Here is a 26,600-nt window from a genome sequence, read left to right as displayed (position 1 = left end):
GTGTCCGGATTGGAGTCGATTGGTGAGGCTAGCGCCAAATGCTTGAGGTTCAAACCATTTGTTGGCGCGTCGGCGTTAACGTTTGCGGCTTCTGCACGTTCCCACGGCGTGATGCCTTGTGAGCAGGCTCACATTGCTGCCTTGAGGGCAGCGAAGCCGCGATCGAGGTCGGCCTTGAGGTCGTCGACGCTTTCGAGCCCGATATGCAGACGCAGCGTCGGGCCGCCCGGCGACCATGTCGTGGCGGTGCGATAGGCGTCGCAATCGAAGGGAATCGCCAAGCTCTCGAAGCCGCCCCAGGAAAAGCCCATGCCGAACAGTTTGAGCGTATCGAGCATGGTGTCGACCGCCTTCTGCGGCGCCGGCTTCAAGACGATGCTGAACAGGCCCGAAGCGCCGGTGAAGTCGCGCTTCCAGATCGCATGACCCGGATCGGTCTCGAGCCCCGGATGCAGCACGCGCGCGACCTCGGGACGGCTCGCAAGCCAGCGCGCCATGTCGAGCCCGGAGCGATGATGCTGCGCCAGCCGCACCGACAGCGTACGCAGGCCGCGCAGTGCCAGGAAGACGTCATCGGGACCGGCACAGACGCCGAGCAGGCGGATGCCTTCGGCGATCTGCGGCCATGCCCTGGCATTGGCCGAGATGGTGCCGAACATGATGTCGGAATGACCGCCGATATATTTGGTGGCGGCCTGCATGCTGATGTCGACGCCCTGTTCGAGCGAGCGGTGATAGAGCGGCGTCGCCCAGGTGTTGTCGTCGATGACGATCGCGCCGCGGGCATGCGCGACCTCGGCGATGGCGCGGATGTCTGGCATCTCGAACGACTGCGAGCCTGGCGCCTCGACCAGCACAGCGCTTGTGTTGGGCCTGAACAGCTTGTCGATGCCGGCGCCGATCATCGGATCGAAATAGGTGGTCTCGACGCCGTAGCGGGTGAGCATGCCGTTGCAGAAATTGCGCGAGGGCCGATAGACGTTATCGCAGACCAGGATGTGGTCGCCGGCCTTCAGCACCGAGAGCAGGGTGGTCGAGATCGCCGACAGACCCGACGGCACGATGCCGACGCCGGCGCATTGCGGCCCCTCTAGCGTCATCAGCGTCTCCTGGAACGCCTTGGTGGTGGGGGAACCATGGCGGCCATAGGTGAACTCGCCGCGATGGGCGTGCAGGTCCTCGGCGGTCGGATAGAGCACGGTCGAGCCGTGGAACACCGGAGGATTGACAAACCCCTTCTGCGCCTTGGTGTCGCGGCCGGAGGTGACCAGCCGGGTCTCGGCGTGCTGTTCGGAGGGGGGTGAAGAATCCATGCGTCTGCTTTCAAAAGCGCGTTTCCACCAGGCACGCTGCGCCCGCGGGCTGGCCGAAAGGCCGCTGTCGTTAATAACAGAACACAGAAGAGTCCCGTCAACCCCTTGACCCGGCAGGCCAGTCGTTCTGTTATCGCAGGTGCTATTCAGTCGCCGCATGTTGAGGGGCCTGCCGCGACCTTCGATCCATCGCCTGACCGGACCAAGCGCCACAGCCGTAACGGCGGGCGCCTGTCGGCGGGGATTAAGGCAGGGCTTCCCGGGATCGGCGGGTGATCGGCAAGGATTTCCAGCATGACTCTTGCAGGGCTGGTCTTGAGACGGCTAGCCCTGGCAGAGGCGATCGCAAAGACAACGTTCCTGACCTTGAGACGACTTTGAAAGGCCCAAAGCCCATGAAACGCGTAACCCTGGCTCTCTCTCTCGCCCTCGCCGCCGGCCTGTCTGCCCAAGCCGCCGATGCGCAAACGCTCAAGACCGTCAAGGACCGGGGCATGCTGTCCTGCGGTGTCAGTCAGGGTCTGCCCGGCTTCTCCTCGCCGGACGACAAGGGCAACTGGACCGGGCTTGATGTCGACGTCTGCCGCGCGATCGCCGGGGCGATCTTCAACGATCCGACCAAGGTCAAATACGTGCCGCTCTCCGCCAAGGACCGTTTCACGGCGCTGCAATCCGGCGAAGTCGACGTGCTGTCGCGCAACACCACCTGGACCATTTCGCGCGACACCTCGCTCGGCGCCAACTTCACCGGCGTGACCTATTATGACGGGCAGGGCTTCATGGTGAAGAAGTCGCTCAAGGTGAACTCGGCGCTCGAGCTCAACAGCGCGTCGGTCTGCGTCCAGACCGGCACCACGACCGAGCAGAATCTCGCCGACTACTTCAAGGCCAACAACATGAAGTACGAGGTGATCGCGTTCGGCACCAACGACGAAACGGTCAAGGCCTACGAGGCCGGGCGCTGCGACGTCTTCACCACCGACCAGTCGGGCCTGTACGCCAACCGCCTGAAGCTTGCCAATCCCGGCGATCACATGGTGCTCCCGGAAATCATCTCGAAGGAGCCGCTCGGTCCGATGGTGCGCCACGGCGACGACCAATGGTTCGACATCGTGAAATGGACGCTGTTTGCCATGATCACCGCCGAAGAGCTCGGCGTGACCGCGAAAAACGTCGACGAAAAGGCGAAAGGGGAAAATCCTGAACTGAAGCGCGTTCTGGGTACCGATGGCAATTTCGGTGAACAGCTCGGCATAAGCAAGGATTGGGTGGTGCGCATCGTGAAGGCCGTCGGCAATTACGGCGAAGTGTTCGATCGCAATGTCGGCGCAGGCTCGCCGCTCGGTATCAATCGGGGTCTCAACAATCTCTGGAACAAGGGCGGTCTCCAATACGCCCCGCCGATCCGCTGATCCCGCCTGACCCGCGCTCGCGGCGATGAGCATCGAGGCTCGCAAACCCCCGCCCCAGATCGCGCTGAAGATCAGGCGCGTGCTGGGGGGCAAGACAGGCTGGAACGGCATCGCCGTCCAGTTTGCCTTCGCTGCGATCCTGGGCTGGATTGCCTATGAAATCGTCTCCAACGCCCGCGCCAACCTCGAGAACCAGCATATTGCCGCCGGCTTCGGCTTCCTCGCGAACAACGCCGGTTTCGACGTCAATCAGACGCTGATCTCGTATACCGGCTCGGACACGTTCCTGCGCGTATTCCTGGTCGGGCTCCTCAACACGCTCGTGGTCTCGGTGGTGGGCATTGTGTTCGCCACCTTGATCGGCTTCATCGTCGCGCTGTGCCGGCTGTCGCCCAACTGGCTGCTCGCGCGCATTGGCGAAATCTATGTCGAGATCATCCGCAATTTGCCGCTGCTATTCCAGATCCTGTTCTGGTACCTGGCGGTGCTCGCGGCCTTGCCCAATCCACGACAGAGCATTTCGCTGCTCGGCATAGCTTTCGTCAGCAATCGCGGTCTCGTCATTCCCCGCCCGATCGGCGAGAGCGGCTTCGAGGCCTTTCTTGTGGTGCTGGCGCTCGGCATTGTGGCTTCGGTGGCGTTGCGCATCCGTGCGCGCCGGGCGCTGTTCCAGCGGGGTCAGGTGATCCGGATCTGGCCCTATGTGCTGGGCCTGCTGTTCGGACTGCCGCTCGTCACCATGCTGGTAGCGGGTCTGCCCTTCAGCTTCGAGCTGCCGCAGCTCAAGGGTTTCAATTTCGCCGGTGGCTCGCGGATCATCCCGGAGTTCGTGGCGCTCACGTTGGCCTTGTCGACCTATACGGCCGCCTTCATTGCCGAGATCGTGCGCGCGGGCATCCTCTCCGTCCACAGCGGACAGATGGAGGCGGGATCGTCGCTGGGCCTGAGCCGCGGCACGACGCTCCGCCTGGTCGTCGTGCCGCAGGCGATGCGTGTCATCGTTCCGCCGCTGACCAACCAGTACCTCAATCTCACCAAGAATTCGTCGCTGGCCGTCGCGATCGGCTATCCCGACCTCGTCTCCGTGTTCGCCGGCACGTCGCTGAGCCAGACCGGGCAGGCCATCGAGATCATCGCCATGACGATGGGCGTGTATCTCCTGATCTCGCTGATCACCAGCGCCGTCATGAGCGTCTACGGTTGGCGCGTCAGCCGGAGTCTCGGCGCATGAGCGATATCACCTCGTCCAGTTTCGTTCGCCGGGATCTTCTGGATGAGCGTCCCGCGCCGGTGAAGACCACGGGCTTCGTCGGCCTGGTGCGGACGCGCCTGTTCAACTCGCCGACCAACATCCTGCTCACGATCGTCGGCGCCTTGCTGCTCTGGTTCACCATCATTCCTTCCGTCAAATTCCTGATGGTCGATGCAGTCTGGACCGGCAAGGATCGCACGGCCTGCCTCGCCGAGAACGCCGGCTTTACGGTCGGCGCCTGCTGGCCCTACATCCAGGCCAAGCTGCCGCAACTGATCTACGGCTTCTACCCCGAAGCCGAACGCTGGCGGGTCAACCTCACGCTCGTGTTGTCAGTAGTCCTGTTGGTGCCGTTGCTCATTCCGCGACTGCCGTCGAAAGGATTGAACGCTGGCCTGTTCTTCCTTGCGTTTCCGGTGGTCGCATTCTTTCTGCTGCATGGCGGCGGCATCAAGGGATTTGGCCTGAGCTGGACCGCTGACCTGCTGCAATTGTTCGACGACAGCATCATCGGCGCTGGGCAGGCTCTGCTCGGTCTCGGCAAGACCTCCTCTGCCGCACCGCTGTTGTGGGTCGTCGGCAATGTCATCGTGCTCGTGGGTACCGCGATCTACTGGCTGATCTTTCCGCTGACCTGGCTGCGTGACCAGTTGCAGGGGACAGGCCAGTCGGTCTGGGCCGATTTCGCCATCACTGCCGCGATCGTCTCACTGATCGCCTTCGTTCTCGGCGGCGGCCTCCGCACCGGGGGGCGGGCCCTCACATCCAGCATCGTCACCTTCGCCGCCATCGCAATCGTGATCAAGCTGATGGGGCTTGATCACGGCGGACTGCCGATCGTGCAGACGAACCTGTGGGGCGGACTTCTGGTGACGCTGGTGGTCTCCGTCACCGGCATCGTCACCTCGCTGCCGATCGGCATTGCGCTGGCGCTTGGCCGCCGCTCGACCATTCCGTTGATCCGGATCTTCTCGATCGCCTTCATCGAGTTCTGGCGCGGCGTGCCGCTGATCACCGTGCTGTTCTTTGCCACCTACATGCTGCCGCTGTTTCTGCCGGGCAATTTCACGGTCGATGGTCTCGTGCGTGCGCTGATTGGAATCTCTCTGTTCACGGGCGCCTATCAGGCCGAGAACGTCCGCGGCGGGCTGGCTGCGATCCCGCGCGGGCAGGGCGAGGCGGCCGCGGCATTGGGGCTGTCCTGGTGGAAGACGACCTCGCTGATCGTGCTGCCGCAGGCGCTACGCCACGTCATTCCGAACCTCGTCAACAGCTTCATCTCGCTGTTCAAGGACACTTCGCTGGTCTCGATCGTGGCGCTGTTCGATCTCCTCGGCTCGCTGCGGGCGTCGTTCTCGGATCCGAAATGGTCGTCGCCATCGACCGCTTTCACAGGGTTCGCCTTCGCCGGGATCATCTACTTCATCTTCTGCTTTGGAATGTCACGCTACTCGCTCTTCGTTGAGCACCGCCTCAACGCTCACCGCCGCAACTGATCGAGGTCACCATGTCCGACCCCATCGTCAAGATTTCCGGCCTGAACAAATGGTACGGCGAGTTTCACGTGCTGCGCGACATCGACCTTACGGTCGAGAAGGGCGAGCGCATCGTGATCTGCGGCCCCTCCGGCTCGGGCAAGTCGACGCTGATCCGCTGTATCAACGCGCTCGAGGAGTTTCAGGAAGGCGAGATCGTCGTTGACGGCATCGAGCTCGGGCCGAACCTCAAGCACGTCGATGCGGTGCGGCGCGAAGTCGGCATGGTGTTCCAGAGCTTCAACCTGTTTCCGCACCTGTCCGTGCTGGACAATTGCACGCTGGCGCCGATCTGGGTGCGCAACATCCCCAAGAAGGACGCCGAGGCTGCGGCGATGAAGTTTCTGGAGCGGGTCAAGATCCCGCACCAGGCCAACAAGTTTCCGGGACAGATGTCCGGCGGTCAGCAGCAGCGCGTCGCGATCGCCCGCGCGCTGACGATGAACCCGAAGGTGATGCTGTTCGACGAGCCGACCTCGGCGCTCGACCCCGAAATGGTCAAGGAGGTGCTGGACACCATGGTCGACCTTGCCGAGGAGGGCATGACCATGCTGGTGGTCACCCACGAGATGGGCTTTGCCCGCGAGGTCGCCAACCGCGTGGTGTTCATGGACGCGGGCCAGATCATCGAAGCCAACACGCCCAACGAGTTCTTCGCGGCCCCACAGCACGCCCGAACAAAACTGTTCCTGAGCCAGATCCTGCGCTGAGCACCTGCAATCCGGTGGCGTCGCGGGTCTAACCGGCCCGCCAGCTTGGCACCATGCGAATCGGCCAAGCTCTTTTCGGGCCATCCTCCGGAGAGAGACTTTGCAGAGCAGCGCCGGCGCGCGCGCATTCCAGAACGCGCGATTGCAAAAGAAATTGAAGAAGCAGGCGGACGCACTCATGTCCGCCGCGGTTCAGGCACTCGGCCAGGGCAGATACGCGGAGGTCGAGACACTCTGCCGCCGGATTTTGACGGAGGTTCCGGATCATTTCGACGCCGCGCACTTGCTCGGTCTGCGCGCGTATGATGGCGGGCGGCTCGATGAGGCGCAACAACTGCTCGAGCGCGCGACCGTGCTCGATCCGCGTTCGCCCGATGCCCATGGTAATCTCGGGGCGGTGTATTTCACCCTCCAGAAGTTTCAGGAGGCTCGCGCATGCCAGGAGAAGGCCGTTGCGCTGAAGCCGAATTCTCCGATCGCCTTGACCAATCTCGGCAATACGCTGCTGCACATGGGCCTCGCCGAGCAGGCTATCGAGCTGCACGATCGCGCTATCAGGCTGAAGCCGGACTATGCCGATGCATTTTGCAATCGGGGCATGGCGGAGCTGATCGAAGGCCAGTCCCAGCGCGCCAACTACAGTTTCGATCGCGCCCTCGCGTTTCAACCGCGTCACGCGGAAGCGATCGCAGGCAGGGGCATGGTATGCATCGAGCTCCGGCACTACGAAGAGGCGGCCGCGGCGATCGCGGCAGGGCTCGCGATCAAGCCGGATTCGCCGAAGATTCTGGCGCAGCGCGGACGGCTCAATCTCGATCTGTTGCGGCTGGAGCAGGCGCTCGCGGACTTTGATGCGGCGCTGGCGCTTTCGCCGAGGCTCGAAGTGGCCTTGCAGGGAAAGGCGCAAGTCAACCTTGTCAAGGGCAACACGGCCGAGGCGATTGCGGCCGTCGAGACCTTGCTGGAGGAAAATCCGCGGTCCGACATCGGAATTGCGCTCCTTGCTTCCTGCTATGCGAGCCAGAGAGACATCGCGACGGCGCTCGAACATCTCGACGCCGGGCTGGCAATGGCGCCTGATTATGCGGACTTGATCGGGCGCAAGATATTCTTCCTGGACTATCTCCCGGAGGCCGATTTTTCGGTTCAGCAGGCTGCGCGAAAACAATGGTGGGACGCGATCGGCGCCAAATTGGCGCAAAGGGCGTTGGCGCCCCGCACGCTTGATCCGGACAAGCGGATTTTGATCGGATATGTCGCTTCCGAATTCAGGAACCACTCGGCAGCGTTCGCTCTGTTGCCGGTGCTGCGCCATCATGATCACGCCAGGTTCGAGATCGTCTGCTATTCGTGCTCGCCGGTAAGAGATGAGATGACCGCCGCATTTAGGTCCTCGGCGGATGTCTGGGTCGACGCCTGGCAGATGTCGGATGACGAGTTGGCCGATCGCATCCAGGCCGACAAGGTCGATATCCTGATCGACGTATCCGGGCACACGACCGGCAACAGGCTCCATGTCTTCGCCCGCAAGCCGGCCCCGATCCAAGTCTCCGGGTTTGGTCACGCCACGGGCACGGGCCTTCAGACCATGGACTACGTGCTCGCGGATCCCGTCTTCATTCCGCAATCGGCACGCCATCTGCTGGCTGAAAAGGTCTACGACCTGCCGTGCCTGATCACGATCGATCCCATTTTGGATCTACCTGCATCGGAGCCGCCCATGCTCCGCAACGGCCATGTCACCTTCGGCGTGTTCAACCGCATCTACAAGATCTCAGACGAGGCCATCGAGGTGTGGTCGAAAGTGATGCGCGAGGTGACGGGTTCGAAGATCATCATCAAGCATACTCTGCTTGACGATCCCATACTGCGCGACAATTTGGTCGCGCGGTTCGTGGCACAGGGCGTTGCCGAGGAGAATGTCACCTGCCTGGGCTCGTCGCCGCGCCCCGAGCACCTGAGGGCGTTTGCGAACGTCGATATATCGCTCGATACATTCCCGCAAAACGGCGGCGTCAGCACCTGGGAATCGCTCTATGCGGGCGTTCCGGTCGTGGCCAAGCTTGGCAACGGCGCCTCGTCGCGTGCCGGTGGTTCGATCGTGGCTGCGGTCGGTCTCGACGACTGGGTCGCCGAGGACGACGAGGGCTATGCCGCGATCGCCTGCAAATATGCGGCGCAGCCGGCGTATCTGGCGAGGTTGCGCAGCGACTTGCCGGCCCGGATCGCAGCGTCCCCCGCCGGCAATGTCGAAATCTACACGCGCGAGGTCGAAGCGGGCTATCGCCAGTTCTGGCGCGACTATTGTCCCGCGGCTGTCGAAGGCAGCGAGGTTGCGTAGGGGACCGGCAGCGCCGGGCCGCTGAGCCCCGGGAAATCCCGGGGGTGTCACCGTGCCAGCTGACCGGCAGGTCGGGCTTGCGAATCAGTTAGACTCTGCCCCGGGCCATCTTCCGGAGAGACACCTTGCAGAGCAGCGGCGGCGCGCGCGCATTCCAGAACGCGCGATTGCAGAAGAAATTGATGAAGCAGGCGGACGCCGTCCTCTCCGCCGCGGCTACCGCCTATGGCCAGGGCCGATATGCTGAGACTGAAGCACTCTGCCGGGAGATCCTTAAAGCGCTGCCCGATCATGTCGACGCTCTGCACCTGCTCGGCATGTGCGCGCATGACGGCCGGCGCCTGGAGGAGGCGCAACAGCTGCTCAAGCGCGTGATTGTGCTCGATCCGCGCCTGCACGATGCCCATAACAACCTCGCGACCGTGCATTTCGATCTCGGCAATTACGAGGAGGCGCGGCGGTGCCAGGAGAGGGCCATCGCGCTAAAGCCGAATTTTGCGGTCGCGCTGACCAACCTCGGCAACACGCTGATGCATCTGGGGCAGTACGAACAGGCGCTCGAGCTGCATGAGCGCGCCATCAAGATCAAGCCGGATTATGCCGACGCGTTCTGCAATCGCGGTATGGTCGAGATTGTGCTTGGACAGATCATGCGCGCCAAGGAAAGCTTCGACCGCGCCCTGCTGTTTCAGCCCCGTCACGCCGAGGCTATCGTCGGCAGCGGCATGGTCAGCATGGAGCTGCGGCACCACGACGAGGCGGCCGCCAAATTTGCCATGGCGCTGGCGATCAAGCCCGGCTCGCCGAGGATCGTGGCCCAACGCGGGCGGCTCAGTTACGAGTTGCAGCGCCTGGAGCCCGCGCTTGCGGATTTCGAGGCGGCGCTTGCGATCTCGCCCAAGCTCGAGCTGGCGCTACGCGGCAAGGCCCAGGCCTGCCTCGTCATGGGAAAGACCGCGCAGGCGATGGCAGCCGCAACGGCCCTGATCGAGCAAAATCCGCGCTCCGAGGTGGGGCTGGCGCTGATGGGCTTCTCTTATTCGAACCAGGGGGACATGGACGCAGCGATCGAGTATCTCGATCGCGCGCTGGCAGTCCGGCCGGACTATGGGGATGCGATCAGAGGAAAGATCTTCCTGGAGGACTACCGCGCCGAGGCCGATTTCGTGGTCCAGCAGGCGGTGCGAAAATCCTGGTGGGACCAGATCGGCTCCAAGCAGCCGCGAAGGGAGTTGCCGAAGCGGCCGCTGGACCCGGAAAAGCGGATCGTGGTCGGCTATGTCGCTGCCGAATTCCGGCAGCACTCCGCGGGGCTCACGCTGCTGCCAGTGCTGCGCCATCATGATCACACTAAATTTGAAATCATCTGCTACTACTCATGGCCGGGCGCGGACGAGTACACCGCCATGTTCAAATCATTGGCCGACGTCTGGGTCGATGCCTGGGGGCTTTCGGACGACGAACTCGCCGATCGTATCCAGGCCGACAATGTCGACATCCTGATCGACGTTTCGGGCCACACGACCGGTAACAGGCTGCAGTGTTTTGCGCGTAAGCCGGCCCCGATCCAGGCCACTGGCTTCGGACACGCGACGGGCACAGGCATGCCGATTATGGACTACGTGCTCGCGGATCCCATTTTCATTCCGCCGTCGGTTCGGCATCTGTTTGCCGAGAAAATCTACGATCTGCCGTGTCTGATCACCATGGAGCCTGTCTCGGATCTGGCGCCTTCGGAGCTGCCGATGCTCCGCAACGGCTACGTCACCTTTGGCGTGTTCAACCGCATCTACAAAATATCGGATGATGCGATCCGTGTGTGGTCGCGCATCATGCGGGAGTTGCCGGGATCGAAGATGGTCCTCAAGCATGGTCTGCTCGATGATCCCCTGCTGCGCGATAGTCTGGTCGCGCGTTTCCTCGCGCAGGGCGTTGTCGAGGAGAACATCACCTGCCTCGGCACCACCTCGCGCGACGACCATCTGGCGGCTTTCGCCCAGGTCGATATGTCCCTCGACACGTTCCCGCAAAATGGCGGCATCAGCACCTGGGAATCTCTCTACAAGGGCGTTCCCGTCGTGGCCAAGCTCGGCATCGGGGCCTCCTCGCGTGCCGGCGCCTCTATCGTGACTGCCGTCGGCCTCGGCGACTGGGTGGCCGAAGATGACAATGGCTATGTCGAGATTGCTCGCAGGTTTGCGTCACAGCCCGATTATCTGGCGAAATTGCGCACGGAATTGCCGGCCCGGATCGCGGCTTCGCCCGCCGGCAATGTCGAGACCTACACGCGGGAGCTCGAGGCGGGTTACCGAAAGTTCTGGCGCGACTATTGTGCCGCCGCCGCGGATAACGCTGACGTTGCGTAGGCGAGGCCCGGGTTGGGCACCGGCATCTTCCGGGGGATTGCCGGGCCGCCTAAACCGGCGGCTCTGGCCGCGAATCAGCTAGAATCGTCTCGGGCATCCTCCGGAGAGAATCCTTGCAGAGCAGCGGCGCCGGCGCGCGCGCGTTCCAGAACGCGCGATTGCAGAAGAAATTGAAGAAGCAGGCGGACGCGATCATTTCGACCGCGAATGCGGCCTATGGCCAGGGCCGGTATGCGGAGACCGAGGCGCTCTGCCGCCAGATCCTGAATGAACTTCCGGAGCATTTCGGCGCCTTGCACCTGCTTGGCTTGGGCGCGTTCGCGAGCCGACACTTCGAGGCAGCGAAACAGGCCCTCAAATATGTCGTGACGGTCGACCCACGCTCGGCACAGGCTTTTTCCGATTTGGGAGCCACGCATTTCGCACTTGGGGAATATGAGGACGCGCGTACGTCCCTGGAGAGAGCCATCGCGTTGAAGCCCAGCTTCCCGATGGCCTTGGCCAATCTCGGCAATACCTTGTTGCATCTAAACCGCGTCGAGCAGGCTATCGAACTGTACGATCGCGCGATCGGGCTGAAGCCCGATCATGCCGATGCGCTTTGCAATCGCGGCCTGGCAGAGGTCGCGCTGCGCCAGCTTGATCGCGCCAAACAGAGCTTCGAGCGCGCACTGTTGTTTCAGCCGCGAAACGTCGAGGCGCTCGTCGGCAAAGGTTTGGTCAATATCGAGCTCAAAAACTTCGACGAGGCCAAAGGCGCGCTGGAGGCGGCGCTCGCGATCAGGCCAGGCTCGGCGAAAATCCTGGCGAACCGTGGACGGCTCAATCTTGAGACGTCGAGGTTGGAACAGGCGGCGGCGGATTTCGACGCGGCCCTTGCGCTTGCGCCCAAGCTCGAGGTGGCCTTGCAGGGGAAGGCACAAGTCGCGCTCGCCATGGGAAACACGGCGCAAGCGATTTTAGCCTGCACCATGTTGCTGGAGGAATATCCACGCTCAGCGATCGCGATGGCGCTGCTGAGCGCTTGTTTTGCAAATCAGGGAGAGATCGCATCGGCGATCGAGCTTCTCGATGCGGCGCTGGCCATTGTGCCGGATGCATCCTTGATCGGCCGGAAGATCTTCTTCCTCGACTATCTCTCCGAGGCCGATTTCGCGGTTCAGCAGGCCGCACGAAAGCAGTGGTGGGACGCGATCGGCTCGAAGTTGCCGCGAAGGACTCTTGCCCCCCGGCAGCTTGATCCCGACAGGCGGATCGCGGTCGGCTATGTTGCTGCCGAGTTTTGGCATCACTCGGCGGCGTTCGCTCTGTTGCCGGTGCTGCGCCATCATGATCACGCCAGGTTTGAGATCGTCTGCTATTCGTGCTCGCCGGTAAGAGATGAGATGACCGCCGCATTTAGGTCCTCGGCGGATGTCTGGGTCGACGCCTGGCAGATGTCGGATGACGAGTTGGCCGATCGCATCCAGGCCGACAAGGTCGATATCCTGATCGACGTATCCGGGCACACGACCGGCAACAGGCTCCATGTCTTCGCCCGCAAGCCGGCCCCGATCCAAGTCTCCGGGTTTGGTCACGCCACGGGCACGGGCCTTCAGACCATGGACTACGTGCTCGCGGATCCCGTCTTCATTCCGCAATCGGCACGCCATCTGCTGGCTGAAAAGGTCTACGACCTGCCGTGCCTGATCACGATCGATCCCATTTTGGATCTACCTGCATCGGAGCCGCCCATGCTCCGCAACGGCCATGTCACCTTCGGCGTGTTCAACCGCATCTACAAGATCTCAGACGAGGCCATCGAGGTGTGGTCGAAAGTGATGCGCGAGGTGACGGGTTCGAAGATCATCATCAAGCATACTCTGCTTGACGATCCCATACTGCGCGACAATTTGGTCGCGCGGTTCGTGGCACAGGGCGTTGCCGAGGAGAATGTCACCTGCCTGGGCTCGTCGCCGCGCCCCGAGCACCTGAGGGCGTTTGCGAACGTCGATATATCGCTCGATACATTCCCGCAAAACGGCGGCGTCAGCACCTGGGAATCGCTCTATGCGGGCGTTCCGGTCGTGGCCAAGCTTGGCAACGGCGCCTCGTCGCGTGCCGGTGGTTCGATCGTGGCTGCGGTCGGTCTCGACGACTGGGTCGCCGAGGACGACGAGGGCTATGCCGCGATCGCCTGCAAATATGCGGCGCAGCCGGCGTATCTGGCGAGGTTGCGCAGCGACTTGCCGGCCCGGATCGCAGCGTCTCCCGCCGGCAATGTCGAAATCTACACGCGCGAGGTCGAAGCGGGCTATCGCCAGTTCTGGCGCGACTATTGTGCCGCGGCTGTCGAAGGCAGCGAGGGCCTGACCCTGCCGGTTGGGGCGTAGCCTCGAATTGCGCCGGCCACCTTAGTCCTCCGGAAACCATGCGGCGCTGCGCGACCGTGCCGGTTCATGGCTCCGAAAGCTATCTCTGGGCATGTGGCGCCAAAAGGGTGCGCCAATGCTCGGTTTCGTCTTCGGCTTGAACGCCCGGCTCGGGCGATTGCATTTCTTCCTCGCGACGGTCGCGCTTGCGATCGTGATGACGGCGATCTGCTTTGCAATCGCAATGGCCGTGCTGAACAACACCTCGCCCGGCGCGATCCGACCCGAAGACCTCACCAAGAGCTGGGCGATGATCGCCGCGATCGTGTTCTTCGGAGTTGCGACCCTCACGCTGCAATCGATGCGCATCCGCGACATCGGCTGGGATCCGGTCTGCGTGGTGCCTGCCTGGTTCGCGCTCATGATCGTCGACCATGTCGTCGCGGGCCGGTTTCCGGCCTGGGCGATCGGGGAGGAGCACCAGGCAACGGCGGTCGGCGCGCTCGTCAACCTCGCGCTGATGCTCGCGCTCATGTTCTGGCCGAGCGGCGACAGCGAGGGCTCCTACGGCGCTCCCCTCCCGCCGCGCACACGCGCGAACAAGCCTTCGCTATCGAACGAGCGCCTCGCGCGGGTGTCGCAGGGATCGTCTCGCTCGAACTGGAGCTAGACGGCCGGCTTCCGGAACGTTCTAGACGAACGGCAGCTTGATGTTGCTGCGCTTCTCCAGCCATTCAGGCACAGGAAGGCTCTTGGCGCGCATGAAGTCCGCATTGAACAGCTTCGACTGGTAACGGCTGCCGGAATCGCAAAGCACGGTGACGATCGTCTTGCCGGGCCCGAGCTGTTTTGCGAGACGCATCGCGCCGGCAACGTTGATGCCGGTCGAGCCGCCGAGGCACAGGCCTTCGTGCTGGAGCAGTTCGTAGATCACCGTGACTGCTTCCGCATCGGGAATGAGATAGGCGTCATCGACCTTTGCGCTCTCGACGATTGCGGTCGCCCGGTTGAGGCCGATGCCCTCGGTGATCGAGCCGCCCGGCGTCGCCTTGGCATCGCCCGTTCTGAAATATTCATACATGCCGGCGCCGTGCGGGTCGGCGCAGGCGATCCTGACGTCCTTGCTCTTCTCTTTCAGGAAGCGGCTGGTGCCGGCCAGCGTGCCGCCGCTGCCGACGGAGCAGACGAAGCCGTCGATCTTGCCGCCGGTCTGCTCCCAGATCTCGGGACCTGTGGACTCGTAATGCGCCTTCGCATTGTCGAGGTTGTTCCACTGGTCGGCGAACAGCACGCCGTTCGGCTCCGTCTTGCGCAGCTCGTCGGCAAGACGGCGGCCGACATGCTGGTAATTGTTCGGATTGGAATAGGGCAGGGCCGGCGATTCCAGCAGCTCGGCGCCGCACAGCTTCAGAAAATCCTTCTTCTCCTGGCTCTGCGTCTCCGGGATCACGATCAGCGTGCGGTAGCTGCGGGCGCTGGCCACGACCGCAAGACCGATGCCGGTATTGCCGGCGGTCGATTCCACGACGAGACCGCCGGGCTTGAGCTGGCCGCGCTTCTCGGCCTCGAGGATCATCCATTTGCCGGCGCGATCCTTCACCGACTGGCCGGGATTCATGAATTCGGCCTTGCCCAGGATGGTGCAGCCGGTCAGTTCGGAAGCGCGCTTGAGCTTGATCAGCGGGGTGTTGCCGATGGCTTCGACAACGTCGTTTTTGATGGTCATGTCAGGGGAAATCACTGGCAAGGGGTTGATTAGGTTGGCCAGAACCTAGTGCTTGAAATGCCAAAGGGGAAGGCTTTTGCGCTGCGGCGAAACCCGCGAAAATCCCCGTAAGCAGTGAAAATTTGGAAGGAGAGATCGCCGCTGCTGCTGTGCTACGCCGCGGGATATCGGTAGGAGGATGTGGCCGGCTTCTGCCAAAACATGGAAGATAAGGGTCGTCGCCAGCGCACCCTCCATTGGATGTCAGCCGTCGCCGTCGAAGAGTGCGGATAGTACGCGGGAGGCGGTCAAGATATCGGCACGACGAACGCTTATTCGTTTTCCGATAATGGACAACCTCGCGAAAGTGGCCAGGCCCGGTTTCGCGGCCGGACTGAAGCCGCATCGCGAGCGGTGCAGGCGGATTGGAGGGGGTTGGCGTCGGTGTGGCGGCAGTATCACATGAAATCTTGGTAAGCTCGAACGCACTCAGGAACGGCCCTGAAATTCAAGAAACACCTGCAGGACAGCACCCTTTTGTATTTTCTCAGCTCTAAGATCGTCGCGCTTTGGGGGGCACATCGCAACTGCGGGACTGTCCCGCGGTTCCGCGTCCGGCTAGTATGAGGCGCACAATTTCGCCGAAAGCATCACTTGTGAACGAGTTGTCCAAAGCCCCCCGACGACCGCGCTGCGAATCGGCTAATCCGGCCGCGCGGCGGCGGTTCGATCTGCCCGGCGGGGGGTGGATGTGACACAACGTGTTCCGGCGATCGCCGTGCGGCGGTCACCAGGCGCGACGTCCCGGACGCGACGTGCGGCGCGCTGGCTTGCGGTCGCTTGCCTCGCCGCCGGTTCGGGCGCCTGCGTGCTGACGCAGGATCTTCCTGATCCCGCGCTCGACGTTCCCACGCAATACAAATATGCCGGGAAGGCCGATGCGCCGCCGTCGCTGGATTGGTGGCGCAGCTTCCGCTCCGCGGAGCTGACACAGCTGATGGAAGAGGCGCACACCGTCAACCTCGACATCGCCGCCGCCGTTTCGCGCATCGTCGAGGCCGACGCTCAGGCGCGGCAGGCGGGTGCGGCGCTGCTGCCGAGCCTGTCCGGCACCGGGCAGGAGGCCTATTCGCGCACCTCCGGTTCCTCCGCCTCGGGGCTAACCAATGGCGGCCGTGAGGTCGTCAACTACCAGGCTTCGCTGAGCGCGAGCTACCAGCTCGATTTCTGGGGCCAAAATCGCGACGCCCTGCAAACGGCGGAAGAGACGGCAAATGCCAACCGCTTCGATCGCGACGTCGTTGCGCTGACCACGCTTGCAGGCGTCGCTAACGCCTATTTCCAGGTGCTGGCCTCGCAGGATCGCATCAGGACCTCACAGCGCAACATCGCGAGCGCGCAACGCATCCTCGATGCCGTCAGGGAACGGCGCAAGGCCGGCACCGGCACCGACCTCGACGTCGCCCAGCAGGAGAGCGTGCTCGCAAACCAGAAGGCACTGGTGCCGCCGCTGCGCCAGACGCTCGACCAGAACGTCAATGCGCTTGCAGTCCTGGTGTCGCGGCCGCCGGAGAGCGTGCGCGTGCTCGGCGGCTCGCTGAACCGGATCGCGATTCCGCGCGTGACGCCGGGACTGCCGTCGGAGCTCCTGACGCAACGGCCCGACATCCGCAGGCAGGAGGCCCAGCTCGCCTCCGCGACAGCGAACGTCGGCAATGCCCGCGCGCAGTTCTTTCCGACCATCCAGCTCACCGGCAATGGCGGCTATCAAAGCTCGGCCCTGGTCTCGCTGTTCCAGCCGCATGCGGCGTTCTTCCAGCTCGTCGGCAGCGCGACGCAGCCGATCTTCGACGGTGGCAAGATCCTCGGCAATTTCGAATTTGCCAAGGCGCGGCAGGACGAATTGCTCCAGACTTACCGCAAGACCATCATCCAGTCCTTTGCCGATGTCGACAACGCGCTGTTCTCGATCAAGCAGACCACGATCAGGCTGCAATTGCAGCGTGACGTCCTCAACGCCTCCCGCCGCGCATTCGATCTCTCCGAGCAGCAGTTGCGCGCGGGCACGGCCGACATCGTCACCGTGCTCAATACGCAACTGACCCTGTTCCAGGCGGAAGACGCGCTGTCGCAGGCGCAACTTGCCCGCCTTCTTGCTATCGTCAGCCTGTATCAGGCGCTCGGCGGCGGCTGGGAGCCGAGGATGGAGAAACCGGTCAATGCTCTTTAAGCCGGATACCAAGCAAGGCGTGAAGGAGGGAACGGCGAAGAAGTCGCGCGGGCGCGGCTTCGTCATGACCCTGATCACGCTGGCGATCCTCGGCGGGCTCGGCTACTACGGCTGGACCACCTGGCACCAGCAGCCGCAGCAGGCGAACGGCCGCAATCAACGGCCGGATCTGCCGGTGCCGGTGCTGGCGGCGACGCCCCGCATCCAGGACGTTCCCGTCTATCTCGACGGCGTCGGTGCGATCCGCGCGCTCAACACCGTGACCGTCCGCTCGCAGGTCGACGGCAAGCTGATCGCGGTCAATTTCACCGAGGGACAGGACGTCAAGAAAGGCGACGTGGTCGGCGAGATCGACCCGGCGCTCTATCAGGCGACGTACGATCAGGCGGTCGCCAAGAAGGCGCAGGACCAGGCCCAGCTCGCCAACCAGCGTATCGACCTCACGCGCTACGAGCAGCTCGCCGCGTCCAACGCCGGATCCAAGCAGCAGGCCGACACCCAGCGCGCGCTGGTCGCGCAGACCGAGGCGCTGGTCAAGGCCGATCAGGCCGCGATCGACAATGCGGCGGCGACGCTGAGCTACACCAAGATCGTGGCGCCGATCTCGGGCCGCGCCGGCCTGCGCCAGGTCGATCAAGGCAACATCATCCACGCCTCCGACACCACCGGCCTCGTGGTGATCACGCAATTGCAGCCGATCGCGGTGTGGTTCAGCTTGCCCCAGCAGCAGATCATGCGGGTCAATGCCGCCGCGTCGAAGGGCGCGCTCGCGGTCGACGTGTTCGGCAATGATGGCCTCACAGTGATCGACACCGGAAAGCTCACCGGCATCGACAACCAGGTCGACCAGACCACCGGCACGCTCAGGCTCAAGGCCGAATTCCCCAACGCCAATTACCAGCTCTGGCCGGGCCAGTTCGTCAATGTCCGCCTCAAGGTCGAGACCCTGACCCAGGCACTGGTGGTGCCGACCTCGGCCGTGCAGCGCGGACCGATCGGCACCTTCAGCTATGTCATCGGCGAGGATAACATCGTCTCGGCCAAGCCGGTGACGGTGACGCAGCAGAACGAGCATGACGCCGTCATCGCCAGTGGCCTGTCGGCGACCGACAAGGTCGTCACGACGGGCTTTGCCAATCTGTCCGACGGCTCCAAGGTGGTCATCGGGCGCGACGATCAGACCCCGTCGGCCGATCTCGCGCCCCGCAAGCGCTCGCGCGGGCCGGATGGTCAAAAGAAGGACGGCGCAAAAGACGGCCAGAAGGACGGACAAGACAAGGACGGCGAGTTCCGCGCCAAGCGCAAGAGCAGCGAAGGCGACCAGAAGGGCCAGACCGGACCGGCACCAGGGCCTCCGTCAAGTCCGGGTGCATCGGGAAGTGGAGCTAAGCAGCCATGATCCCGACAACAGCCGCCTGAGCGGCAGGCGCATCCCATGGGCGTCTCCGAACCCTTCATCCGCCGTCCGATCGCGACCTCATTGCTCGGCATCGCGCTTCTGATTGGCGGGCTGCTCGGCTATTTCGCGCTGCCGGTGTCCGCGCTGCCGCAGGTCGATTTCCCGACCGTGCAGGTGACGACGCAATTGCCCGGCGCGAGCCCCGACGTGATCGCCTCGCTGATCACCGCGCCCTTGGAGCGGCAGCTCGGCCAGATCCCGTCGCTGTCGGCGATGAACTCGACGAGCTCGTTCGGCGTCAGCCAGATCTCGCTGCAGTTCGATCTCAACCGCGACATCGACGGTGCCACCCAGGACGTCCAGGCTGCGATCAACGCGGCGGCCGGCGTGCTGCCCAAGACGCTGCCTTATCCGCCGACCTACGCCAAGGTGAACCCGGCCGATGCGCCGGTGATGACGTTGGCGCTGCGCTCCGACACAATCTCGTTGCGGGCGATGAGCGACATCGCCGATACGCTTCTGGCGCAGCGGCTGAGCCAGATTTCCGGCGTCGGGCGCGTCTCTGTGCTCGGCGGACTGAAGCCAGCCGTCCGCATCCAGGCGGATCTCGCGCGGCTCGCCGCCTATGGCATAGCCATGGAAGACCTGCGCACCGCGATCGCCAGTGCCAACGTCTCCGGGCCGAAAGGCTCGCTCGACGGCGCGCAGCAATCCTACATCATCGCCGCCAACGACCAGATCGCCGCCGCCGACGCCTACAAGCCTGTCATCATCGCCTACCGCAACGGCTCGCCGGTCACGATCGCCGACGTCGCCCAGATCGTCGATGGGCTCGAGAACGACCGCACCGGCGGCTGGTACCAGGGCTCGCCCGCCGTCATCATCGACATCCAGCGTCAGCCCGGCGCCAATGTGATCGACGTCGTCAGCCAGATCCGGGCGGAAATCCCAAAGGTCCAGCGCGCTATTCCGGCCGGCGTGAACCTCACCATCGTCTCCGACCGCACCGTCACCATCCGTGCCTCGGTGCGCGACGTGCAGTTCACGCTGATCCTCAGCGTCGTGCTGGTGACGCTGGTGGTGCTGCTGTTCCTGCGTTCGCTACGCGCCACGCTGATCGCCGGCGTGGCGCTGCCGCTGTCGCTGATCACGAGCTTCGGCATCATGTATTTTGCCGGCTTCAGCCTCGACAATCTGTCGCTGATGGCGCTCACCATCGGCACCGGCTTCGTCGTGGACGACGCCATCGTGATGATCGAGAACATCGTCCGCCACATGGAAAACGGCGACAGCGCGATGGAGGCTTCGCTGAAGGGCGCCAGCGAGATCGGCTTCACCGTGATTTCGCTGACGGTATCGCTGATTGCGGTGTTCATCCCGCTGTTGTTCATGTCGGGCCTTGTGGGCCGCATGTTCCGCGAATTCGCGCTGACCCTGACGATCGCGGTCGTGACCTCCGCCGTGGTGTCGCTGACGCTGACGCCGATGATGTGCTCGCGCCTGCTGAAGCATGCCCATGAAGAGCTGGCAGTGCCGGGTCTTGCCGCGGTCAGCCGCTTCATCGACCGCACCGTCGGGTTCTATCACCGCACGCTGCTCTGGGTGCTGGAGCGCCAGCGCGCGACACTGGTCGTGACTTTCGCCACGCTGATCGCGACCCTGGCGCTCTATGTCGTCGCGCCAAAGGGCTTCCTGCCGCTGCAGGACACCGCCTCGATCACGGCGGTGACCGAAGCCGGTCCCGACGTCTCGTTTGCGGAGATGCAGAAGCGGCAGGCCGAGGCGGCCGACGCCATCAAGGCCGATCCCGATGTGACCGGCGTGGTCTCGGTGATCGGTGCAGGCTCGGTCAATCCGACCACCAATGTCGGCCGTCTTGTCATGACGCTGAAACCTCGCGGCGAGCGGCGCGACGATGTCAGCGTCGTCATCACCCGCCTGAAGGGGCGGGTGGCCGCCATCCCCGGCATGACCGTCTATTTCCAGCCGGTGCAGGACGTGCAGATCTCGACCCAGTCGAGCCGTTCGCAATACCAGTACACGCTGACCGGCACCGACGCCGCTTTGGTGTCGGAATGGGCGCGCAAGCTGGTTGCCGAAATGCGGCGCGATCCGCTGTTCCGCGACGTCTCCTCGGAAGCGCAGGAAGGCGGTCTGCGGGCGCAGCTCACGGTCGACCGCACCCGCGCCGGCCAGCTCGGCGTCAGCCTTCAGGGCATCACCGACACGCTCAACGACGCCTTCGCGCAGCGCCAGATCTCGACCATCTACGGCCAGGCCAACCAGTACCGCGTGGTGCTGGAAGCGCTGCCGATGTACCAGCGCGATCCCTCGATCCTGTCGAAGCTTTATCTGCCGGGCGCGGCGAGCGCGACCGCCGGTGCGCCCAACGCGCAGGTGCCGCTCTCCGCCGTGGCGACGCTGACGCGCACCACCGCGCCGCTCGCGATTTCGCACCAGGCGCAATTCCCGTCGATCTCGCTCAGCTTCAACCTCGCGCCGGGCGCGGCGCTTGGCGATGCCGTCGAGGCCGTGAAGACCATCGAGACCCGGATCGAGATGCCCAACAGCATCGTCGGCGTCTATGCCGGCGACGCCGCCGAATTCGCCAAGGCACTCGCCGGCCAGCCCTGGCTGCTGCTGGCCGCGGTGATCACGATCTATATCGTGCTCGGCGTGCTCTACGAGAGCTACATCCATCCGATCACGATCCTCTCGACGCTGCCGTCCGCCGGCGTCGGCGCGATCCTGGCGCTGATGCTGTGCGGGCAGGATCTCTCGGTGATCGGGCTGATCGGCATCATCCTGTTGATGGGCATCGTCAAGAAGAACGCGATCATGATGATCGACTTCGCGCTCGAGGCCGAGCGCGGGCAGGGGATGTCGCCGAACGAGGCGATCGTACAGGCTTGTCTGCTGCGCTTCCGTCCGATCATGATGACGACGCTGGCCGCCCTGTTCGGTGCGCTGCCGCTGGCGATCGAGAGCGGCACCGGCGCCGAGCTGCGCTTCCCACTCGGCATCTCCATTATCGGCGGCCTGCTGCTCAGCCAATTGCTCACGCTCTACACCACGCCGGTGATCTATCTCGCCCTCGACCGCATCAACCGCCGCCTCGAGCAGGCGCTGCCGCCGGCCGAATCCGGCGGTCCGCCCGTCGCGGGCGCGACCGAGGGGATGCAGTGATGGCATCGATCTCGGAGCCCTTCATCCGCCGCCCGGTCGCGACCACGCTGCTGTCGATCGGGTTGTTCCTGCTGGGTATCGTGGCTTACGAGTTCCTCCCCGTTGCCTCGGTTCCGAACATCGATTTTCCCGCCATCTTCGTCTCGGCCAGCCGTCCTGGCGCCGACCCGTCCGTCATGGCCGCGACGGTTGCCTCGCCGCTGGAGCGGCGGCTCGGCGAGATCGCGGGCATCAGCCAGATCACCTCGACTTCGTCACTCGGCACGACCAGCATCCAGCTCCAGTTCGACATCGGCCGCAACGTCGACAAAGCCGCCCGCGACGTGCAGGCGGCAATCAATGCGTCGCTGGTCGACCTGCCGAGCGATTTGCCGACGCTGCCGCGCTTCCGCAAGGCGAACACCGCAGGCGCGCCGGTCTTCGTGCTGGCGCTGACCTCGAAGACGCTGTCCGCCAGCGCGGTCTACGACGTCGCCGACACCGTGCTGGCGCAGCGCATCTCGCAGGTGCCGGGGGTGGGCAATGTGACGATCTCGGGTGCCGACCAGCCGGCGGTCAGGATTCAGCTCAATCCTGTCGCGCTGTCCAATGCCGGCATCGCCACCGACGACGTGCGAACTGCGATTATCAACGCCAACCCGCTCGGTCCGGTCGGCATCTTCAACGGCGAGCGCCAGAGCGAGACGCTGTCGCTCAACAAGCAGATGCGGACGGCGAAAGAGTTCCGCGACATCGTCATCAAGAGCGCGAAGGGCAATTTCGTCCGGCTCTCCGATGTTGCCGACATCGAGGACTCCGTCCGTAACGCCCGTTCCATCGCCTGGTTCAACAAGCAGCCGGCTGTGCTGATCCAGATCACCAAGCAGGGCGATGCCAACGTCATCGATACCGTCGACCGGGTGAAGGCGCTGATCCCCGCGCTGAAGCAGTGGATCCCGGCCGGGGTCGATATCTCCACCTTGGTCGACCGCACCAGTACGATCCGCGCCAGCGTGCTCGACATGCAGTGGACCTTGCTCGCGACTGCCATTCTCGTGATGGTCGTCGTGTTCGTATTCCTGCGACGGCTCACGCCGACGATCGCAGCCGGAATCTCGGTGCCGCTGGCGCTGGCCGGAACCTGCGCCGGCATGTGGGTCGCGGGCTTCTCGATCGACAATCTTTCGCTCATGGCGCTGGCGATCTCCGTTGGCTTCGTGGTCGACGACGCCATCGTCATGATCGAGAACATGTACCGCAATCTCGAGCACGGCATGCGCCCGCTCCAGGCGGCATTGGACGGCGCCCGGCAGATCGGCTTCACCGTCGTGTCGATCAGCCTGTCGCTGATCGCGGCCTTCACGCCGCTGATCTTCATGGATGGCGTCGTCGGCCGGCTGCTGCGCGAGTTCTCCCTGACATTGACCTTCGCCATCCTGGTCTCGACCCTGGTGTCGCTGACGGTGACGCCGATGATCTGCGCCCATTACATCCGCCAGACCACGTCTGGCACGGCGACCCTGTTCGACCGGATCATCGAGGGCTCGCTGTCGCGCATCGTCGCGTTCTACACCCGCACCTTGCGCACCGTGCTGGAATATCCGCTGCTGACGCTGCTGGTGTTCTTCGCCACCATCGGCCTAACAATTACGCTCTACATCAAGATCCCTAAGGGCTATTTCCCGACCGACGATTCCGGCTTCGTCATCGGGGCGACGCGCGCCTCGGCCGACATCTCGTTCCAGTCGATGCTGAGCCTGCAGCAGCGGCTCGCCGACATCGTGATGCAGGATCCGGCAGTGGCCGGCATCGGCTCCACCGTCGGCAGCGGCGGCGGACCGGGCGGCGCGACCTCCAATCGCGGCACCATGTTCATCAGCCTGAAGCCGCCGGAGGAGCGCGACCACGTCTCGACCCAGGTGGTGATCGACCGTCTCAGGCGGGCGTTATACCCGGTGCCCGGCATCCGCCTGTTCATGTTCGCCGCCCAGGACGTGCGCGCCGGCGGACGGCAGAGCGATTCCGACTACCAATACACGCTGACCAGCACCGACCTCGGCCTGTTGCAAAAGTGGGCGCCGATCGTGGCCAAGCGCATGGAGAGCGTCGAAGGCATCACCGACATCTCCAGCGACCGCGATCCCGGCGGGCTTCAATTGACCTTGTCGATCGACCGCCAGAAGGCCTCCGCACTCGGCGTCCGCGTCCAGGATATCGACAACGCGCTCAACAACGCGTTCTCGCAGCGGCAGATCGGGATCATCTACACCCAGCGCAACCAGTACATGACCGTGCTGGAGATCGACCCGAAATTCCAGGTCGACCCCTCCAACCTCGATCGCATCTATGTCGCCGGCGCGGGCGACGCGCAGGTGCCGCTGTCGGCCGTGGTGCATGCGACGCGCGGGCTCGCCGCGCTCGCGGTCTATCATTCGCAGTCGTTCCCATCGACCACGGTGTCGTTCAACCTGTTGCCGGATGTGCAGATCCAGGCCGCAACGCAGAACATCCAGCGCGCGGTCGAGGAGCTGCACATGCCGGAAGGCATTCGCGGCAGTTTTGATGGCAATGCTGGCGATTTCGCCAAGACCAGCGGCCGCCAGCCGCTCCTGATCCTCGGCGCGCTGGTGGCGATGTATATCGTGCTCGGCGTGCTCTACGAGAGCCTCGCCCATCCGCTCACGATCATCTCGACGCTACCCTCGGCGGGACTTGGCGCGCTGCTGGCCTTGCAGCTCACCAACACGCCACTGACCGTGATCGCCTTCGTTGGCATCATCCTGTTGATCGGCATCGTCAAGAAGAATGGCATCATGATGGTGGATTTCGCGCTCGATGCCGAGCGCCAGCGCGGCCTGTCGTCGGCGGAGGCGATCTTCGAGGCCTGCCAGGCGCGCTTCCGGCCGATCCTGATGACGACGATGGCGGCGCTGTTCGCCGGCATTCCGCTGGTGGTCGCGACCGGGCCCGGCACGGAACTCCGCCGTCCGCTCGGCATCACCATCATCGGCGGGCTGTTCGTCTCGCAGATCCTGACGCTCTACACCACGCCCGTGATCTACCTGCTGGTCGACCGCCTGCGCCGCCGCTCCGAACCGCGCCCGCTGGCCGCGCCGGCGGAATAGGCGGGTTGTTGAACCGCCGTGCAGAGCGTATAGCGGCGACTATGTCGAACCCCACCGCCGCCGCGCCGGCCGATCCGATCCCCGAATGCCCGCACTGCCAGAAGCCGATGCCGTTGTGCATCTGCGACAGCGTCACGCCCATCAAGAACCGGCTCTCGCTCCTGATCCTTCAGCATCCGCAGGAGCAGGACAGGGCGCTCGGCACTGCGCGGCTGCTTGCGAAGCATTTCGCCGGTGCCACGCTGCGGGTCGGCCTGTCCTGGCCGAGCCTGTCGAAAGCGCTGGGGCAACCCATCGAGAACGCCTCGCACTGGGCGGTGCTCTATCTCGGCTCGGCGCACGCCACCGATCTCGAGGCCGAGGGCGAAATCCTGGCTCTCAACCGCAAGAGCGAGGTCGCGGACAACCAGCGCGCGCGCCTCGGCAAGCTCGAAGGTGTGGTGCTGCTCGACGGCACCTGGAGCCAAGCCAAGGCCCTGTGGTGGCGCAACCCGTGGATGCTGAAATGCCAGCGCGTCATCCTGAACCCGACCACCCCATCGCGGTACGGGCGCCTGCGCAAGGAGCCTCGGAAGGACGGACTGTCGACCATCGAGGCTGCGGCGACGATCCTCTCCGCTCTGGAGAAGCGCCCGGACATCGCCGAGACGCTGAATGCCAGCTTTGAACGGATGTTAACCCGCTACCGCGAGGTCCAGACCGAGATGCCCGAATTGGCGCCAAAGCCGCCGGTGAAGGACCGCCGGCGCGGTGTCCGGCGGGTCAAGCGAGCCTGACTCCGGTCCGGATCATCCGTACGGCCGATTGTCCCGCGAGAGGCGGGCGGATAGAGACCGTCGGCCAATAGGCCGCTATCTGCTATGCTCTCGCACGATCGGAACGCCGGAAACGAAGGGGCCGTCGCATTCAGCTTGCAGCCAAGGAGATCCTTGCCCAGGCGGCGCGGTTCGATCGTTGGGGCACGCTTGCCCTGATGGACGTTTCGCTGCGCTATCGGCGTACCGTGATCGGCCCGCTCTGGATCACACTGACGCTCGCGGCGACCATTGCCAGCGTCGGCACGGTCTATGCGGCACTGTTCAGACAGGACATCACGAGCTTTCTGCCGCACTTTGCCGTCGGCCTGATCGTCTGGACGCTGATCGCGACGACGCTCCAGGAAGGTTCCCACATCTTCGTGGCATCAGGCCATTTGATCAAGGCGGTGCCGGCGCCGCTGATCGTGCACGTGCTCCAGATGATGGCGCGCAACGTCCTCATCTTCGCGCATCATCTGGTGATCGTCGTCCTGCTCTATCTCCTGATGCCGTGGCCGCTGCATGGGAGCATGCTGCTCGCGGTACCGGGCTTCGCGATCCTGCTCACTGTGCTGCTGGGTGGCTCGGTCGCGCTCGGTATGCTCTGCGCGCGGTTTCGTGACATCGGCTCGGCGATCGTCAGCGGCCTGCAATTCGTCTTCTTCCTGACGCCGATCATCTGGACCGAAGACAGCGCGCGCGGCACCGCGTTTTATTGGCTGATCCGCGCCAATCCGTTCGCGACGCTGCTCGATCTGGTGCGCAGGCCGCTACTGTCGCAGTCGACCGATGCGGAGCAATGGCTCCTCGGGGTCATCTATGCGACCGTCGTGGCCGTCATCGGCCTCGGCTGCTACGCGAAATACCGCCATCGTGTGGCGTATTGGCTGTGAGGCACG

General features: G+C 64.0%; 16 protein-coding genes. 14 read left to right on the top strand and 2 right to left on the bottom strand.

Annotation, left to right across the window (positions count from 1 at the left end; genetic code table 11):
• Nucleotides 1-128: 128 nt before the first annotated feature.
• Nucleotides 129-1,313 carry a cystathionine beta-lyase gene (gene metC, locus AC0L23_RS00805; RefSeq protein WP_018457787.1) on the bottom strand — a complete coding sequence of 395 codons (1,185 nt, stop codon included), beginning with the start codon at nt 1,311-1,313 and terminating at the stop codon, nt 129-131.
• A gap of 395 nt (nt 1,314-1,708) precedes the next feature.
• Here metC and AC0L23_RS00800 point away from each other — a divergent pair, with 395 nt between their 5' ends.
• The 8 genes from AC0L23_RS00800 (at nt 1,709) to AC0L23_RS00765 (ending at nt 13,950) form a co-directional block, all read left to right on the top strand.
• On the top strand, nt 1,709-2,725 hold the full coding sequence (locus tag AC0L23_RS00800) for an amino acid ABC transporter substrate-binding protein (protein WP_085385248.1): 1,017 nt from the start codon (nt 1,709-1,711) through the stop codon (nt 2,723-2,725).
• A gap of 25 nt (nt 2,726-2,750) precedes the next feature.
• Nucleotides 2,751-3,956, top strand: a complete 1,206-nt coding sequence (locus AC0L23_RS00795; RefSeq protein ID WP_085385247.1) for an amino acid ABC transporter permease — start codon at nt 2,751-2,753, stop codon at nt 3,954-3,956.
• The gene (locus AC0L23_RS00790) at nt 3,953-5,473 is read left to right on the top strand and encodes an amino acid ABC transporter permease (RefSeq protein ID WP_018457790.1); all 1,521 of its coding nucleotides are present in this window, start codon (nt 3,953-3,955) and stop codon (nt 5,471-5,473) included. The genes AC0L23_RS00795 and AC0L23_RS00790 overlap by 4 nt, the downstream gene beginning before the upstream one ends.
• An 11-nt stretch (nt 5,474-5,484) precedes the next feature.
• Nucleotides 5,485-6,222 carry an amino acid ABC transporter ATP-binding protein gene (locus AC0L23_RS00785; RefSeq protein ID WP_018457791.1) on the top strand — a complete coding sequence of 246 codons (738 nt, stop codon included), beginning with the start codon at nt 5,485-5,487 and terminating at the stop codon, nt 6,220-6,222.
• Nucleotides 6,223-6,322: 100 nt separating this feature from the next.
• Nucleotides 6,323-8,563, top strand: coding sequence for an O-linked N-acetylglucosamine transferase family protein (locus AC0L23_RS00780; protein ID WP_473356751.1), 2,241 nt, complete (start codon nt 6,323-6,325; stop codon nt 8,561-8,563).
• A gap of 125 nt (nt 8,564-8,688) precedes the next feature.
• On the top strand, nt 8,689-10,929 hold the full coding sequence (locus AC0L23_RS00775) for an O-linked N-acetylglucosamine transferase, SPINDLY family protein (RefSeq protein WP_162496619.1): 2,241 nt from the start codon (nt 8,689-8,691) through the stop codon (nt 10,927-10,929).
• 113 nt (nt 10,930-11,042) lie between these two features.
• Nucleotides 11,043-13,301 carry an O-linked N-acetylglucosamine transferase, SPINDLY family protein gene (locus tag AC0L23_RS00770; protein WP_473296375.1) on the top strand — a complete coding sequence of 753 codons (2,259 nt, stop codon included), beginning with the start codon at nt 11,043-11,045 and terminating at the stop codon, nt 13,299-13,301.
• Nucleotides 13,302-13,416: 115 nt separating this feature from the next.
• Nucleotides 13,417-13,950 (top strand): DUF805 domain-containing protein, encoded by a 534-nt coding sequence (locus tag AC0L23_RS00765; protein WP_018457795.1) that lies wholly within the window; start codon nt 13,417-13,419, stop codon nt 13,948-13,950.
• Nucleotides 13,951-13,971: 21 nt separating this feature from the next.
• On the opposite strand, the gene AC0L23_RS00760 is transcribed toward AC0L23_RS00765, so the two are convergent.
• The gene (locus AC0L23_RS00760; RefSeq protein WP_085385244.1) at nt 13,972-15,006 is read right to left on the bottom strand and encodes a cysteine synthase A; all 1,035 of its coding nucleotides are present in this window, start codon (nt 15,004-15,006) and stop codon (nt 13,972-13,974) included.
• Between the two features lie 724 nt (nt 15,007-15,730).
• Between AC0L23_RS00760 and AC0L23_RS00755 the strand changes: the two genes are divergently transcribed.
• The 6 genes from AC0L23_RS00755 to AC0L23_RS00730 all read left to right on the top strand — a co-directional run bounded on the left by AC0L23_RS00755 (nt 15,731) and on the right by AC0L23_RS00730 (nt 26,594).
• A complete protein-coding gene (locus AC0L23_RS00755; protein ID WP_026233443.1) occupies nt 15,731-17,215 on the top strand; it encodes an efflux transporter outer membrane subunit in 1,485 nt (494 codons plus the stop codon).
• Complete coding sequence (locus tag AC0L23_RS00750; RefSeq protein ID WP_247338011.1) at nt 17,205-18,614, top strand: efflux RND transporter periplasmic adaptor subunit; 1,410 nt, start codon at nt 17,205-17,207, stop codon at nt 18,612-18,614. The genes AC0L23_RS00755 and AC0L23_RS00750 overlap by 11 nt, the downstream gene beginning before the upstream one ends.
• Before the next feature lie 36 nt (nt 18,615-18,650).
• Nucleotides 18,651-21,800, top strand: a complete 3,150-nt coding sequence (locus tag AC0L23_RS00745) for an efflux RND transporter permease subunit (RefSeq protein WP_018457799.1) — start codon at nt 18,651-18,653, stop codon at nt 21,798-21,800.
• Nucleotides 21,800-24,904 (top strand): efflux RND transporter permease subunit, encoded by a 3,105-nt coding sequence (locus tag AC0L23_RS00740; RefSeq protein WP_018457800.1) that lies wholly within the window; start codon nt 21,800-21,802, stop codon nt 24,902-24,904. The genes AC0L23_RS00745 and AC0L23_RS00740 overlap by 1 nt, the downstream gene beginning before the upstream one ends.
• A gap of 41 nt (nt 24,905-24,945) precedes the next feature.
• On the top strand, nt 24,946-25,680 hold the full coding sequence (locus tag AC0L23_RS00735) for a tRNA-uridine aminocarboxypropyltransferase (protein WP_018457801.1): 735 nt from the start codon (nt 24,946-24,948) through the stop codon (nt 25,678-25,680).
• Nucleotides 25,681-25,877: 197 nt separating this feature from the next.
• Complete coding sequence (locus AC0L23_RS00730; RefSeq protein WP_085385242.1) at nt 25,878-26,594, top strand: ABC transporter permease; 717 nt, start codon at nt 25,878-25,880, stop codon at nt 26,592-26,594.
• The last annotated feature ends 6 nt before the right edge of the window (nt 26,595-26,600 follow it).

The sequence above is a fragment of the Bradyrhizobium sp. MI1.4 genome, assembly GCF_055811315.1.
The sequence above is the reverse complement of the archived record's forward strand: the minus strand, read 5'-3'. Positions and strand labels throughout refer to the sequence as shown.

Bases quoted from the DNA above. Each gene is read 5' to 3' on its own strand.
- metC (WP_018457787.1), bottom strand. From the start codon at position 1,313: ATGGATTCTTCACCCCCCTCCGAACAGCACGCCGAGACCCGGCTGGTC.
- AC0L23_RS00800 (WP_085385248.1), top strand. From the start codon at position 1,709: ATGAAACGCGTAACCCTGGCTCTCTCTCTCGCCCTCGCCGCCGGCCTG.
- AC0L23_RS00795 (WP_085385247.1), top strand. From the start codon at position 2,751: ATGAGCATCGAGGCTCGCAAACCCCCGCCCCAGATCGCGCTGAAGATC.
- AC0L23_RS00790 (WP_018457790.1), top strand. From the start codon at position 3,953: ATGAGCGATATCACCTCGTCCAGTTTCGTTCGCCGGGATCTTCTGGAT.
- AC0L23_RS00785 (WP_018457791.1), top strand. From the start codon at position 5,485: ATGTCCGACCCCATCGTCAAGATTTCCGGCCTGAACAAATGGTACGGC.
- AC0L23_RS00765 (WP_018457795.1), top strand. From the start codon at position 13,417: ATGCTCGGTTTCGTCTTCGGCTTGAACGCCCGGCTCGGGCGATTGCAT.
- AC0L23_RS00760 (WP_085385244.1), bottom strand. From the start codon at position 15,006: ATGACCATCAAAAACGACGTTGTCGAAGCCATCGGCAACACCCCGCTG.
- AC0L23_RS00750 (WP_247338011.1), top strand. From the start codon at position 17,205: ATGCTCTTTAAGCCGGATACCAAGCAAGGCGTGAAGGAGGGAACGGCG.
- AC0L23_RS00745 (WP_018457799.1), top strand. From the start codon at position 18,651: ATGGGCGTCTCCGAACCCTTCATCCGCCGTCCGATCGCGACCTCATTG.
- AC0L23_RS00740 (WP_018457800.1), top strand. From the start codon at position 21,800: ATGGCATCGATCTCGGAGCCCTTCATCCGCCGCCCGGTCGCGACCACG.
- AC0L23_RS00735 (WP_018457801.1), top strand. From the start codon at position 24,946: ATGTCGAACCCCACCGCCGCCGCGCCGGCCGATCCGATCCCCGAATGC.
- AC0L23_RS00730 (WP_085385242.1), top strand. From the start codon at position 25,878: ATGGACGTTTCGCTGCGCTATCGGCGTACCGTGATCGGCCCGCTCTGG.